Genomic DNA, 13,575 nt, shown 5'->3' with positions numbered 1-13,575 from the left:
CGGAATGACCGATGCGTCCATTGCCTGCGCGTTCCTTTTCGCTCAAATTCGCTGCTCTCACCGGACTGCTGCTGTCCGCGCCGTTCGCGCTTGCCGCCGATGACGACGCGCCCAAGGGGCCGGCGGTCACGGTGCTGAAGGTCGCAAAGTCCTGCTTCTCCGACATCGTCGAGGCCACCGGCACGATCATCGCGCGCGAGGAGACCTCGGTGCGGCCCGAACGTCCCGGCCTGAAGGTGACGGAGGTGCTGGCGGAAGCCGGCGACACCACCACGGCCGGCCAGGTGCTGGCGCGCCTTTCGCTGCCCGAAGGCGGCACACTTCAGGTGACGGCGCCGGTCGCGGGCGTGATCGCCACGTCAACCGCGCAGATCGGCAATCTCGCTTCGGCCAAGGGTGAGGCGCTGTTCACGATCGTGGCGCGCAGCGAATACGATCTGGTCGCTCTCGTCGCGACCACCGATATGCGCAAGGTCGCGGTCAACCAGCAGGCGACGGTGCGCATCGCCGGCGCCGGCGACATGGATGGCAAGGTGCGCCGCATCGGGTCGACGGTCGAGCCGAACATCCAGCAGGGCATGGTCTATATCGGCATCTCCTCGCCGAAACGGCTGCTGCTGAATGCGAGCGGGCGCGCGCTGATCAAGACCGGCCAGAGCTGCAACGTCGCGGTGCCGCTGACGGCGGTGCAATATTCATCTGCCGGCACCGTGGTGCAGGTCATCCGCCGCAACCGCGTCGAGACCAAGCGCGTCGAGATCGGATTGATGTCGGGCGGCAATATCGAGGTCCGCGACGGCCTCAACGAAGGCGACGTCGTCGTCGCCCGCGCCGGTGCGCTATTGCGCGAAGGCGATCCGGTGCGCCCGGTGATGGCCGCGGAAGCGTCGAAGTAGGATTTCGCCAGCCGTCATTGCGAGGAGCGTAGCGACGAAGCAATCCAGAGTCTTTCCGCGGAAAGATCCTGGATTGCTTCGCTGCGCTCGCAATGACGATGGAGAGGCAGTCGTGCGCTACACACGCATGCCGCAGGGTGGGCAAAGCGAAGCGTGCCCACGTCTTCTATCGCAATGTTGGAACGATAAAGTCGGTGGGCACGGCGCTTTGCGCCTTCGCCCACCCTACGAGAGCTCGCGAGCCCTGAGAAAAACTAGCCGCCGGCCTGGTCGAAATGCACGTCCTCGAGCAAGGACGACGACACGGTCGGGACCTGGTCGCCTTCGGAGGCGCGGGAGATGGCGACGCGGGTCTTGTTGAAGACGCTTTCGGCGCTGCCCTGGGCATCGAGGTTGCCGAGCAACTCGCTGACCAGCACGCTGTGCTCGCCCTTGCCGTCGTCGACGACCTTGCCGGGCGAGGCCGAGGAGAGGATCAGCGCATTGTCGGGCGCGCTGATCGGCGCGAGGCCGTGGCTGTAGGAACGGAAGCGGCGCTCATAGGGATTGCGGCGGGATGCATCGACGACGACGAGCTTGGCCTTGGCGCCCTGCTCCTTCATCATGTTGAGCACGCCCTCGATGGAGATGCCCTGACGGCGAACGTCGCTTTCCTTCCAGATCGCGGCATCGACCGGCAGCATGTAGCTCTCGCGGCCGGCCTGGACGCCGAAGCCGCCGAAGAACAGCATCACGACGGTGTCGTGCTTGATCCGCGACTTCAGGCGGTTGACGGCGCGGACCATGTCGTCCTTGGTCGCGTCTTCCACCATGTCGACGTCAAAGCCGCTCTTGCGCAGGGTCGAGGACAGCGCGCGGGCGTCGTTGATCGACTGCGTCAGCGGCGCGTTGGCGTCGGGGTAATGTCCATTGCCGATGACGAGGGCAAGGCGCGAGGTCTGGCCGATCGAGCCGGTGACCTGGTCGGTCGAGACCGCCTTGGCGGCATCGAGCGCGCGCATGTTGAGGGCAGCGTGGGCACCGATGACGAGCGAGACCGTGCCGATGAGGGCTGCGGCCAGCGCGATCGTACGTCGGGAAATGTCGAGCTGCCTTACATTCATCTCGCTTCATTCCTGTCAGTGCCAAAGACCGGCCAAGCGCGCGCACACTGTTTGAGTAGCGCGATAGCGGCTTTAGGTTTGAGGGATTGGCCGGGGAAGTGCCCCCGAATTGCGCGCAATTTGCGGCGCCGCACCAAACAAACCCTTAACCGGATATAGGGCTGCGGGCAATAGATTGCCCAAAAATTGAACTAAGTCGCTGATTGTATTGGTTAATTCTCCAGGCCCAAGATGTGGATTTTTTGCGTCCCCGTAGCCTTCCTGAGTCTAATGATGCAGCCCTCGTGCCGGGTTTTTCCGTGACGGTCATCACATTTGTTTTTCCCGCGAATCCGGGTAGCTTTTTCAAAGACTTGCAGGGGGTGGTGTGCGGACGGGTGCGCGCTCGCCGGTCCCGGGCAAGGCCCCGCGACCAGGTATTTCATGAGCTTTCATTATTTTGCCGGTGCCGCCTGCCGGGCGCTGACGGCGCGCAAGGACGGCCCCTCGCTTTATGACGTCTGCGATCCCGTATTGTCGGGCCCCGCCAGCGGCGATCCGCATCTGGCCAATTTCTACAAGACCGCGCTCGGCAATCCCGCGCTGCGGATCCTGCTGCGACGCGCGGGCCTGCCCGAGCTGCGTAACGAGACGAAGCTGAGCCGGCTGCGCGCGGCACTTGCCCGCGCCCGCGACGATGCCGAGCCCGACTGGACCGCGGTCGGCCAGCCCGTCGCCGATCTCGTCGACAGCATCACGCTCGATCATCCCAAACCGCCGCCGGCGCTGTTCACCGGCTCGGCGCCACCGCAGGCGCAGATCGACGGCGTGATCCGCGACTGCGCGCAGCATCTGCTCGGCTCGTACCGCCGAAACGGTTTCCTGCCGACCTATGCCGCCTTCAATCTGATCGGCGATCCTGATTTTCGCGGCCGCGAGCTGATCATGGCGCTGACAGGGTTGAACGCGCGCGGCTACAAGAATTCCTCGCTGCTGTTCAACCTCGCCCGCGTCTTCATCGCACGCTCGCACGCCCGTGCCGTGGTCAACCCGCCCTGGACCGGCATTGCCGAGCCGATGTGGGAGCCGGTGCAGATCCGCCACCGCTCGGCCTATTACGACGCGTTCTTCATCGAGGCGCTGCTCAGCTATGTCGAGACCGGGCTCGCCTCGCCGACCGACAAAATGGAAGCGGAGCGCGCGGTCGCCGACATGGTCGATTTCTGCGTCAATATCAGCCGCGAGGAAGTCGAGGGCAGCGACGGCGCGCGGTTCAATGTCATCACGGCGCTCGCGCCCGCGCCGCATCCGCGCTTCTCGCGCTATTTCGCGCAGATCAAGCAGGATCTCGGCTTCGGCGTCTACGTGCCGGATTGCGACACCACGGCGTGCTCGATCTCCGCAGCGACGCAGGCCGGCTGCACCAATCCGATCATCGACCAGCCGTTGCTCGACTTCTACAGCGGCTATCAGGTGCGCGCCGGCGTCAACGAGCCGCGCGTGACCGTGCCGCTCAACGACAATATCGACTATGAGGGCGGCGTTGCGACCTGGATCGATAACCTCAAAGGCGAGCGCCCCTACGGCAACGATCTCGATCCGACGCTCAATCTCGACATTCTCGAGGTGAGCTTCCGCAACCTGGCGCGCTGGAAAATCCTGGAGACGCCGTCGCGGCTTGCGACCGTGCACCGGATCATCGGCTTCCAGAAGCGGCTGGCGGCCAGCGGCGCCTTCGCCAATCCGCGCTCGCACATCTATTATCTGCCGGAGCTCTACAGCGCCTATTTCGGCCGCTGCTACGCCGCCTTCCTGGCACTGCCGCTGGCGGCGCAGGCGGTGATCGATCCCGACGGCGATTTCGATTTCATCCGCCACCGCGTGCTCTCCTACGTCAAGGGCGAGCTGATGGCTGCGGAGATGAACGTGTTCGACGCCGCGCTGGCGCTGATCGCGCTCGGCCATCTCGGCGCCGACCCGCGCGCCTTTGCACCGGCGCTGAACGTCATCGTCGCAAGTCTTGGCGAGGGCGGCCGCCGCGGCCCGTTCCGCGCCTATGAGTGGAACAAGATGAAGACGCCGACGCGGATTCTGGTCGGTGGACCCGAGGTGACGTCGGCCTTCGTGCTGATGGGGCTGGCGGTGGCGCGCAAGCGAATTGTGAATGGCGAATAGCGAATGGTGCCCTGCGCGCACTATTCGCCACTCCCTACTCGCCACTCGCCCCATAATGACGGGAAGTTGAAAGCCTATCCGTTAGGCATATGCTGGCCGCGAGGCCAAAAGCCGACCACAATTGCGGGCTGTATCGCTATTTTCATCACACGCGGACTGGCATGTTGCGAAAACTCCTGATTGCGCTGTCACTGCTCGGCTTGTCTCAGTTCGCCTTGCCTGCACCGGCTGAGGCCGCCGACATCACCGGCACGGCGAAGGTTCGCGCCGGCGATTCCGTCGTGATCGGCAACACGCGCATCCGGCTCGGCGGCATCGACGCGCCCGCGGTCGACCAGCTCTGCCTCAACACCAAGACCGAGCGCTGGACCTGCGGCGTCGCGGCCCGCGACGAGCTCGCCAAATACACCGAGGGCAAGAACTGGGTCTGTCATACCCGCGCGATCGACCGGCGCGGCCGCACCGTGGCGCGCTGCGAGGTCGCCGGCGAGGACATCCAGAAATGGCTGGTGCGCAGCGGCTGGGCACTGGCCTACACCCGCATCTCGCACGACTACGAGCTGGACGAGGCTGCCGCGCGTGAGGCAAAAGCCGGAATGTGGCAGGGCGCCTTCATCGCGCCCTGGGACTGGCGCGTCCGCAACAAGAAGACGCAGATCCTGGGCGCCACCAAGCCCCCGGAGGGTGCGCATGCCGTGCTGCTCGCCTCGGCCTCGGGGCCGGTCGCCCCCTCGCCCGACTGCACCATCAAGGGCAACGTCAACAGCGCCGGCGAGTGCATCTACCACCAGCCGACCAGCCGCTGGTACACCCAGATCAAGATGAAGATCAGCAAGGGCACCCGCTGGTTCTGCTCGGTCGAGGAAGCCGAGGCCGCCGGGTGCCGCGAGACCAAACGATAGGGGCCGTCAGGGCTGCGTTTTGGGCGCTTTTCTAGCGCCCTCGCGGCGCGTAAAACTATGATTCAGCGACCCACCAGCCTGTCCTCCAACAACAAGGACCAACAGCAATGACCGTTCGCGCGGGCCGGGAATTTCTGGCCATCCCCGGGCCCACCACGATGCCTGACGAGGTGCTTCGGGCGATGCACCGTCCGGCGATCGACATCTACTCCAAGGAGATGCACGAGCTGACCGACACCCTGCTCGCCGACATCTCGAAGCTGTTTGCGACCAAGGGCAAGTCCTACATCTACATCGCCAACGGTCATGGCGCCTGGGAAGCCGCTTTGAGCAACGTTTTGTCGCGCGGCGACAAGGTGCTGGTGCTGGAGAGCGGGCGCTTCGCGATCGGCTGGGGCAATGCCGCGGCGCTGATGGGCGCCGAGGTCGAGGTGCTCAAGGGCGACTGGCGCCGCGCGGTGCGGCCGCACGAGGTCGAGGAGCGCCTGCGCCGCGACAAGGAGCACAGCATCAAGGCCGTCGTCGTCGTCCAGGTCGACACGGCCTCCGGCGTGCAGAACGACATCGAGGCGATCGGCAAGGCGATCAAGGCGGCCGGCCATCCCGCACTGTACATGGTGGACACCGTGGCCTCGCTCGGCTGCATGCCGTTCGAGATGGACAAATGGGGCGTGGACGTTGCGATGTCCGGCTCGCAGAAGGGCCTGATGACGCCGCCCGGCCTCGGCTTCGTCTCCGCCAATGCACGTGCGCTCGAGGTGCACAAGAAGGCGAACATGTCGACGCCTTATTGGAGCTGGAGCGAGCGCGAAGGCACCGAGAACTATCGCAAATATGCCGGCACCGCGCCGGTGCATCTGCTGTTCGCGCTGCGCAAGGCGATCGACATGCTGCACGAGGAAGGGCTGGAGAACGCCTTCCGCCGCCACAGCCTGCTCGGCGAAGCCACACGCCGTGCGGTCTCCGCATGGACGGAAGGCCAGGTGCTCGGCTTCAATGTCGCGGAGGCCAACGAGCGATCAAACACCGTGACCACGGTAACCATGAGCAACGGCCATGATCCGGCGGTGCTGCAACGCTTTTGCAAGGACAAATGCGGCGTCGTGCTCGGCACCGGCATCGGCGACCTCTCGGGACAAGCCTTCCGCATCGCCCATATGGGCCATGTCAATGCGCCGATGCTGCTGGGTACGCTCGGCGTGATCGAGGTGGGGCTCAACGCGCTGAAGATCCCGCATGGCAAGGGCGGGCTCGAAGCGGCGGTGTCGTATCTTGGTGAAGAGGTGGCGGTTTAAGGCCGCCGCCACTGTCGTCCCTGCGAAAGTCTTGTAGCTCGGGTGGGCGAAGCGACACCCGGGACCTTTGCAAGCTCCCCGCATATCGCTTCGCTCATGCGGGCTACGGCAGCGCCGGTCGCTCGACGCGATAGGCTTCGACCTGCGCTTTCAGCTGATCCAGCGATACAAGCGGGTTGCTGGGATCGACGCGATAGACCCCGCTCGCCAGCCACTGCAAGACCCTCGCATCAATCACCGGCGAGTGGTGGATGACGTCGCCGTAATTGCCGAGGTCGTGCGTTACCGCCTTGATCGCGCGGAAATCGTGCAAGCGCACGTTGGGAAGTTGCGTCAGCCGCCGCGCAATGACTGCCGTGAGATCGGTGACGATCTTCAACGTCTCCGGCGAGGCATCGCGCATCGCCACGAATTGCAGGATCGAATAGGGCGGGAAGTAGATGTCGAAGCTCACGTCCGGATGGCGCGTGATGAGGCCGACGGCGTCCTGCTCGAAATGCCGGACCATGGCGTCATAGCCATAGCCCTCGCCGAGAAAGCGGCTGCGCACGGGGCTCGTGATGCAGGCGAAGGAGGCCAGCGTCTTCTTCGCGTTGTAATCGCGCGCGACGTCGAAATCCCGCGGCAGCGCGTAGATGTCGTCGACGTCGGCCAGCGCGAATTTGACGGGCAGATAAGGCGCCGCACGCGTCAGCGGCTCCCGCAGCGGTGGGGTCGACCGCAACAGCGCGAACAAGGACTCCTTCGCCATCGCCGCGCTGAACAGATAGGACGCGACGCCTTTCGTCGTCCTGCGATAGAGATCGACGGACATATACGGATCGGCCTCGATGCCGGCGGCATCGACGAAGATGAAATCGTCCATCTCCCAGATCACGCGCCGGGCGCCGCGGTCGATCGCCTGCTCCAGCACGAAACTTTGCTGCCGCGAGTTGGAGCCGGTCATCGCCAGCTTCAGCGAACGGACGCCAAGCGCGCGGTCGATGTCGCTCTGGCGAAAGTGGATCGCGAGCGAGGTACCCATGAAGGCGGTGTCGAACGACTGGCTGCGGATCAGCCCGGCATTCTGCACGCGCGTGTCGTCGGAATAGAAGGCGAGGCGCGAGGGACGAAACAGTTGCAGGGGATCGACGAGATAGGTGAGCGCGGCCGCGCCCAGCACGCAGGCGATGCACGCGAGCAGAAGACGCTTCAGATGTGTGAAGCTGCCTGGCATCAGAACCGGAAATAGATGAATTCGCTGTGGCTCTGGATACCCAGAATGCCGAACGCGAGCACCAGCGACGCAGCATAGAGGACCAGCGGCCGCATGCGTCCCGCCCGCATGGCTTCGCCGACCCGGCGATTGCCATGGTCGTATCCCATGATCGCTTGCGTGTTCGGCGCCAGCCACACCAGCGCGCCGTAGATGGCAACCAGCACCAGCGCCGCGATCTCCTCGCGGCCGAGGACGATGTTCGAAGGATCAACCATCGCATGGAGCACCCGCAGCGCCCACGCAACGCTCTCGGCGCGGAAGAACACCCAGGCGACAGCGACGGCGAGAAACGTCAGCACGGCGCCGGCGATGCGGGCCGGACGCGCCAGCATCGTCGGAACATCAGGCACCAGCGCATTGAAGGCGTGGTTGACGCAGAGATAGGCGCCATGCAGCGCGCCCCACACGACAAACGTCCAGGCTGCGCCGTGCCAGAGGCCGCCGAGCAGCATCGTGATCAGCAAATTGACGTAGCGCAGCACGCGGCCGCGCCTGTTACCGCCGAGCGGGATGTAGAGATAGTCGCGCAGGAATTGCGACAGCGTCATGTGCCAGCGGCGCCAGAAATCGACGATGCTGGTCGCCTTGTAGGGTGAGTTGAAATTGACCGGCAGGAAGATGCCGAACATCAGCGAGATTCCGATCGCCATGTCCGAATAGCCCGAGAAGTCGAAATAGAGCTGGAAGGTGTAGGCGAGCGCGCCGAGCCAGGCCTGATCGAAGCTCGGCGAGCGCGCATCGAAGGCGAGCGCGACCAGCGGCTGGATGCCGTCGGCAAGGCAGGTCTTCTTGAACAGGCCGATGGCGAAGATGATGACACCGCAGAGAATGAGATGCGCATCCGGACGCTTGGACTCCTCGTGCTCGAATTGCGGGATCATGTCCTTGTGGTGGAGGATCGGCCCGGCGATCAGGTGCGGGAAGTAGGTCACGAACAGCGCGTAATGCGGCAGCGCATAGGCCGCGACCTGGCCGCGATAGGCATCCACCAGGAACGCGATCTGCGTGAAGGTGTAGAATGAGATGCCGACCGGCAGCAGGATGTGGACCGCGAAATGCGTGCCGAGCAGCGCGTTGATGTTCTCGGTGGCGAAGCCGGCATATTTGAAGATGCCGAGCACGAGGAGATCGCCGGCGACGCCAAGCGCGAGCGCCGCCTTGCGTTGCATTGGGGCGAGTTCCGCCACGATGAGGAGATGACCGACGCCATAGTTGAACGCGATCGAGAGCAGCAGCAGCGCCACGAACTGCCAGCTCCCGATCGCGTAGAAGGCGATCGAGGCCAGCGCCAGCCAGATCACCGGGGTCAGATTGCTGCGCCGCCCCAGCCAGAAATAGCCGGCGAGTGCGACCGGCAGGAACAGCAGGATGAACGGATAGGAATTGAACAGCATCAGGCTGGACCGGCGGCGGGAGTATCGCCCCTCAAAGCATAGAAGGGGCGGATCAACAACCCGGCGACTTGGCGCAGTCCTTTGCGCACTCCTTGGCGCAGAGGCGCTGGCAATTCGCGAAATCGGGACGATATAAGGGAACGCGCCTTCTCCCTCTCCCCGTTCTTACGGGGCCGGGACGAGCTACGCTCGTCCTGAGAGGGTTGGGGTGAGGGGCATCTCTCCGCGAATGAGATCGTGGAGGGACCTGTACCCCCTCACCCGGATTGCATCTTCGATGCAAACCGACCTCTCCCCGCAGGCGGGGCGAGGTAAGGAAAAGGCGCCGCGCGAATGAGAGACGATGAGGATCGAGTGACCCAGGCCAAGATAGCTTCCCAGCCCCCCGTCGCCCCGCGCCGGCCGCATTCCTTCACGCGGCACGGGATCACCGTGACCGACGACTATGCCTGGCTGAAGGACGAGAAATGGCAGGAGGTGCTGCGCGACCCCAAGATACTCGATCCTGATATCCGCAAATATCTCGACGAGGAGAACGTCTACACCGAGAGCCTGCTCGGCCACACCTCTGCCCTGCAGAAGACGCTGGTGCGCGAGATGCGCGGGCGGATCAAGGAGGACGATTCCAGCGTGCCGTCACCGGACGGCCCGTTCGCCTATTTCCGCCGGTTTCGCGAGGGCGGCCAGCACGAGCTGTTCGGCCGCATGCCGCGCGATGGCGGCAACGAACATATCGTGCTCGACGGCGACGAACTCGCCAAGGACCACAAATATTTCAAGTTCGGCGGCAGCCGCCACTCGAACGATCACAAGCTGCAGGCCTGGAGTGCCGACACCAAGGGCTCCGAATATTTTTCGATCCGCGTCCGCGACTGGGCGACGGCCAAGGATCTCGACGATCTCGTCGAGGAGACAGACGGCGGCGTGGTCTGGAGCGCGGATGCCAAGTCCTTCTTCTATGTGAAGCTCGACGACAATCACCGCCCGATGCAGGTGTGGCGGCACAGGCTCGGCACCAAACAGGCCGACGACACGCTGGTCTATGAGGAGCAGGATTCCGGCTGGTTCACCCATCTGCATGAGAGCACCAGCGGCCGCTTCTGCGTGATCGCGGGCGGCGACCATGAGACGAGCGAGCAGAGGCTGATCGACCTCGCCGACCCCGAGGCGCCGCCGCGCCTGGTCGCGGCGCGCGAAGAGGGTGTGCAATACTCGCTCGCCGACCGCGGCGACGAGCTGTTCATCCTCACCAATGCCGATGACGCCATCGACTTCAAGATCGTCACCGCGCCGCTCGCCTCGCCCGAGCGCAAGAACTGGCGCGATTTGATCCCGTATCGCGCGGGCATCTACATCATCGACCTCGATCTCTATGCCGGCCATCTGGTGCGGCTGGAGCGCGCCAATGCGCTGCCGTCGATCGTGATCCGTGACCTGACGACGAAAGAGGAACACGCCATCGCCTTCGACGAGGCCGCCTATTCGCTGGACACGATGGGCTCCTACGAATTCGAGACGACGAATCTGCGCTTTGCCTATTCGTCGATGACGACGCCGTCGGAAGTCTACGACTACGACATGGTCAAGCGCTCGCGCACCCTGCGCAAGCGCCAGGAGATTCCCTCCGGTCACAACGCCGCCGACTACGTCACCACGCGCATCATGGCGAAGGCCCATGACGGCGCCGAGGTGCCGGTATCGATCCTCTATCGTCGCGGCCTCAAGCTCGATGGTTCGGCCCCGCTGCTGCTCTACGGCTACGGCTCCTACGGGATGGCGATGCCGGCTTCGTTCAGCGCCAACCGCCTGTCGCTGGTCGACCGCGGTTTTGTCTACGCCATCGCCCATATCCGCGGCGGCGCTGACAAGGGCTGGGGTTGGTATCTCGACGGCAAGCGCGAGAAGAAGACGAACTCGTTCGATGATTTCTCGGCCAGCGCCCGTGCGCTGATCGATGCGAAGTACACCAGCGCCAAGCGCATCGTCGGCCATGGCGGCTCGGCCGGCGGCATGCTGATGGGTGCGGTGGCGAACCGCGCCGGCGAATTGTTCGCCGGCATCGTCGCCGAGGTGCCGTTCGTCGACGTGCTCAACACCATGCTCGATGACACGCTGCCGCTGACGCCGCCGGAATGGCCCGAATGGGGCAACCCGATCGAGAGCGAGAGGGATTTTCGCACCATCCTGTCCTACTCGCCCTACGACAACGTCGCAGCGAAGGCGTATCCGGCGATCCTGGCGATGGGCGGATTGACCGATCCGCGCGTGACATATTGGGAACCGGCAAAGTGGATCGCGCGCCTGCGCGCCACCATGAAGGGCGGCGGCCCGGTCCTGCTGCGCACCAACATGGGCGCGGGCCATGGCGGCGCATCGGGCCGGTTCGACCGGCTCGATGAAGTCGCGATCGTCTACGCGTTCGCGCTGTGGGCGGCCGGGATGGCGGAGGCCGGGGTGTAGCGGCACTCACCGCTGTCGTCCCTGCGAACGCAGGGACCCATACCGCGTGATTTATCGGTGAAAGGCGGGAGCAGTACCGGCGGACTCCTTGACTACGGGTCTTCGCCAAACTCCTCCCTGTGGTTATGGGTCCCGGATCTGCGCTTCGCTTGTCCGGGACGACAGGGGAGGTTGTGGGACGAGTTACCGTCCCACAACGCATCGCCCCACCTCACACCGCCCCGTGCGCCTCCACATACAGCGCATAGACCGAATGGCTGCTCGCCATGTAGAGCCGGTTGTTCTTCGGGCCACCGAAGCAGAGATTGGCGCAGCGCTCGGGCAGCTTGATGAAGGCGAGCGGCTTGCCGTCGGCGTTGAACACCATCACGCCATCGAGATCCTCGGACTTGCCCTTGAGCTGATAGACCTTGCGGCCGCCGACATCGGTGGGCTCGGATTGCAGCGCGCCGTTGGAGCCCCAGCCGCACCAGAGATTGCCGTCGCGGTCGACGCGGAAACCGTCGAGCGAGGCCTGGTCGGCGGCGTCGATCAGCTTGGTCTTGCCGCTGAGCGAGCCGTCGTCGCCGACATTGTAGCTCCAGATGCTGCGGTTGGGCGTGCCCTTCCATTCGACAATGTAGAGCTTCTTCTCGTCGGGCGAGAAGGCAAGGCCGTTCGGATTGACGAGATCGGTGAGGACGGTGCTGATCTTGCCGTCCTTGGCGATGCGGTAGACGTTGGTGGTGGCCTGCTCGGCCTTCTCCTTCTTGCCTTCCCACTCGCCATTGATGCCGAACAGCGGATCGGTGAACCAGATGCTGTCGTCCGACTTCACCACGATGTCGTTCGGCGCATTCAGCCGCTTGCCCTCGAACTTGTCGGCGAGCACGGTGATCTTGCCGTCCTTCTCGGTGCGGGTGATGCGACGGGTGACGGAATGCTCGCAGGTGACGAGGCGGCCCTGGCGGTCGCGCGCATTGCCGTTGGCGTAGTTGGCGTTGGCGCGGAACACGCTGGTCTGACCGGTCTTCTCGTCGAACTTCATGATCCGGTTGTTGGGAATGTCGGAGAACAGCAGGTAGCCGCCTTCCGGGAAATAAGCGGGGCCTTCGGCCCAGCGCATGCCGGTTGCGACCTGCTCGACCGTCGAGGAATAGAGCCGGTATTTGCCAAAGCTCGGATCGAGGATCTGGACGGCGGGATCGGGATAGCGCTGGTTGGGCGTGAACGGAAACGACTGGGCGCCGGCCGCGCGGGCAAGAAGCGCGGAAGCCGCCGCCGCGCCGGCGCCGGCCATGAGGTTACGTCGCGTGAAGTTCATTGTAGTCCTCCCTGCTTGATAAAAGGCCGGCGCTTGATGCGCCGGCTCGTCTCTTGACGTGCGTTAGTCTCAGCCTTAACGGCCGTTCTTCTTCCGCCATTCCGCGAAGTCAGTCAGCGTCTGCGGATCGGTGGCGGGATAGAGTCCGAAAATGCCGCGGCCCTTGCCGACCTCCTCAGTGACGAAGTCCTCGAACGCGGTCATCTCGAAGGTTTCGTTGGCGATCTCATCGGCGAGATGCGCGGGGATGACGATGACGCCGTCGGCATCGCCGAGGATGATATCGCCGGGAAACACCGGCGCATCGCCGCAGCCGATCGGCACGTTGATCTCGATCGCCTGATGCAGCGTCAGATTGGTCGGCGCCGAGGGGCGATGATGGTAGGCGGGAATGCCGAGCTTGGCGATCTCGGCGGAATCGCGAAAACCGCCGTCGGTGACGACGCCGGCGACGCCGCGCTTCATCAGGCGCGTCACCAGGATCGCACCGGCCGAGGCCGCGCGCGCGTCCTTGCGACTGTCCATCACCAGCACGGCGCCTGCGGGGCAATCCTCGACCGCCTTACGCTGCGGATGCGTGCGGTCCTTGAAGACGTCGATGGTGTTGAGGTCCTCGCGCGCCGGCATGTAGCGCAGCGTGAAGGCCTCGCCGACCATGGTCGGCTGGTCCGCGCCGAGTGGGTGCACATCCTGGATCATCTGGATGCGCAGGCCGCGCTTGAACAGCGCGGTGGCAACGGTGGCGGTGGAGACGGATTTGAGCTTGTTGCGGGTGGCTTCGGAAAGTTTGGACATCGTGTGCTCTCTCTT

General features: G+C 64.5%; 10 protein-coding genes. 5 read left to right on the top strand and 5 right to left on the bottom strand.

Going from position 1 to position 13,575, the window contains the following annotated elements; all coding sequences use genetic code 11:
* Window positions 1–11 precede the first annotated feature (11 nt).
* A complete protein-coding gene (locus RAD16_RS32185) occupies window positions 12–896 on the top strand; it encodes an efflux RND transporter periplasmic adaptor subunit (protein WP_458161852.1) in 885 nt (294 codons plus the stop codon).
* A gap of 254 nt (window positions 897–1,150) precedes the next feature.
* Here RAD16_RS32185 and RAD16_RS32180 read toward each other — a convergent pair whose 3' ends face one another.
* Entirely contained in the window at window positions 1,151–1,999 is an 849-nt protein-coding gene (locus RAD16_RS32180) for a caspase family protein (RefSeq protein WP_458161851.1), read from the bottom strand.
* Window positions 2,000–2,422: 423 nt separating this feature from the next.
* On the opposite strand from RAD16_RS32180, the gene RAD16_RS32175 reads away from it, so the two are divergent.
* From RAD16_RS32175 to RAD16_RS32165, 3 genes are all read left to right on the top strand, one after another.
* The gene (locus tag RAD16_RS32175; protein ID WP_458161850.1) at window positions 2,423–4,153 is read left to right on the top strand and encodes a hypothetical protein; all 1,731 of its coding nucleotides are present in this window, start codon (window positions 2,423–2,425) and stop codon (window positions 4,151–4,153) included.
* A gap of 161 nt (window positions 4,154–4,314) precedes the next feature.
* Complete coding sequence (locus RAD16_RS32170) at window positions 4,315–5,055, top strand: thermonuclease family protein (RefSeq protein WP_458161849.1); 741 nt, start codon at window positions 4,315–4,317, stop codon at window positions 5,053–5,055.
* Between the two features lie 107 nt (window positions 5,056–5,162).
* Window positions 5,163–6,350 (top strand): pyridoxal-phosphate-dependent aminotransferase family protein, encoded by a 1,188-nt coding sequence (locus tag RAD16_RS32165; protein WP_458161848.1) that lies wholly within the window; start codon window positions 5,163–5,165, stop codon window positions 6,348–6,350.
* Window positions 6,351–6,453: 103 nt separating this feature from the next.
* Here the strand turns inward: RAD16_RS32165 and RAD16_RS32160 are convergent, their stop codons facing one another.
* Entirely contained in the window at window positions 6,454–7,566 is a 1,113-nt protein-coding gene (locus tag RAD16_RS32160) for a hypothetical protein (RefSeq protein ID WP_458161847.1), read from the bottom strand.
* A complete protein-coding gene (locus tag RAD16_RS32155) occupies window positions 7,566–9,002 on the bottom strand; it encodes an MBOAT family O-acyltransferase (RefSeq protein WP_458161846.1) in 1,437 nt (478 codons plus the stop codon). The genes RAD16_RS32160 and RAD16_RS32155 overlap by 1 nt, the downstream gene beginning before the upstream one ends.
* A gap of 354 nt (window positions 9,003–9,356) precedes the next feature.
* Between RAD16_RS32155 and RAD16_RS32150 the strand changes: the two genes are divergently transcribed.
* Window positions 9,357–11,462, top strand: a complete 2,106-nt coding sequence (locus RAD16_RS32150) for a S9 family peptidase (RefSeq protein WP_458161845.1) — start codon at window positions 9,357–9,359, stop codon at window positions 11,460–11,462.
* Between the two features lie 211 nt (window positions 11,463–11,673).
* On the opposite strand, the gene RAD16_RS32145 is transcribed toward RAD16_RS32150, so the two are convergent.
* Together RAD16_RS32145 and RAD16_RS32140 are read right to left on the bottom strand one after the other, a co-directional pair.
* Window positions 11,674–12,765 carry an SMP-30/gluconolactonase/LRE family protein gene (locus RAD16_RS32145; protein WP_458161844.1) on the bottom strand — a complete coding sequence of 364 codons (1,092 nt, stop codon included), beginning with the start codon at window positions 12,763–12,765 and terminating at the stop codon, window positions 11,674–11,676.
* Between the two features lie 75 nt (window positions 12,766–12,840).
* On the bottom strand, window positions 12,841–13,560 hold the full coding sequence (locus RAD16_RS32140; RefSeq protein ID WP_458161843.1) for a ribonuclease activity regulator RraA: 720 nt from the start codon (window positions 13,558–13,560) through the stop codon (window positions 12,841–12,843).
* Window positions 13,561–13,575: the final 15 nt, after the last annotated feature.

The sequence above is a fragment of the Bradyrhizobium sp. 18BD genome (assembly GCF_054185225.1).
The sequence above is the reverse complement of the archived record's forward strand: the minus strand, read 5'-3'. Positions and strand labels throughout refer to the sequence as shown.

Coding starts and splice junctions, on each gene's coding strand:
- RAD16_RS32170 (WP_458161849.1), top strand. CDS start 4,315: ATGTTGCGAAAACTCCTGATTGCGCTGTCACTGCTCGGCTTGTCTCAG.
- RAD16_RS32185 (WP_458161852.1), top strand. CDS start 12: ATGCGTCCATTGCCTGCGCGTTCCTTTTCGCTCAAATTCGCTGCTCTC.
- RAD16_RS32155 (WP_458161846.1), bottom strand. CDS start 9,002: ATGCTGTTCAATTCCTATCCGTTCATCCTGCTGTTCCTGCCGGTCGCA.
- RAD16_RS32180 (WP_458161851.1), bottom strand. CDS start 1,999: ATGAATGTAAGGCAGCTCGACATTTCCCGACGTACGATCGCGCTGGCC.
- RAD16_RS32175 (WP_458161850.1), top strand. CDS start 2,423: ATGAGCTTTCATTATTTTGCCGGTGCCGCCTGCCGGGCGCTGACGGCG.
- RAD16_RS32145 (WP_458161844.1), bottom strand. CDS start 12,765: ATGAACTTCACGCGACGTAACCTCATGGCCGGCGCCGGCGCGGCGGCG.
- RAD16_RS32160 (WP_458161847.1), bottom strand. CDS start 7,566: ATGCCAGGCAGCTTCACACATCTGAAGCGTCTTCTGCTCGCGTGCATC.
- RAD16_RS32140 (WP_458161843.1), bottom strand. CDS start 13,560: ATGTCCAAACTTTCCGAAGCCACCCGCAACAAGCTCAAATCCGTCTCC.
- RAD16_RS32165 (WP_458161848.1), top strand. CDS start 5,163: ATGACCGTTCGCGCGGGCCGGGAATTTCTGGCCATCCCCGGGCCCACC.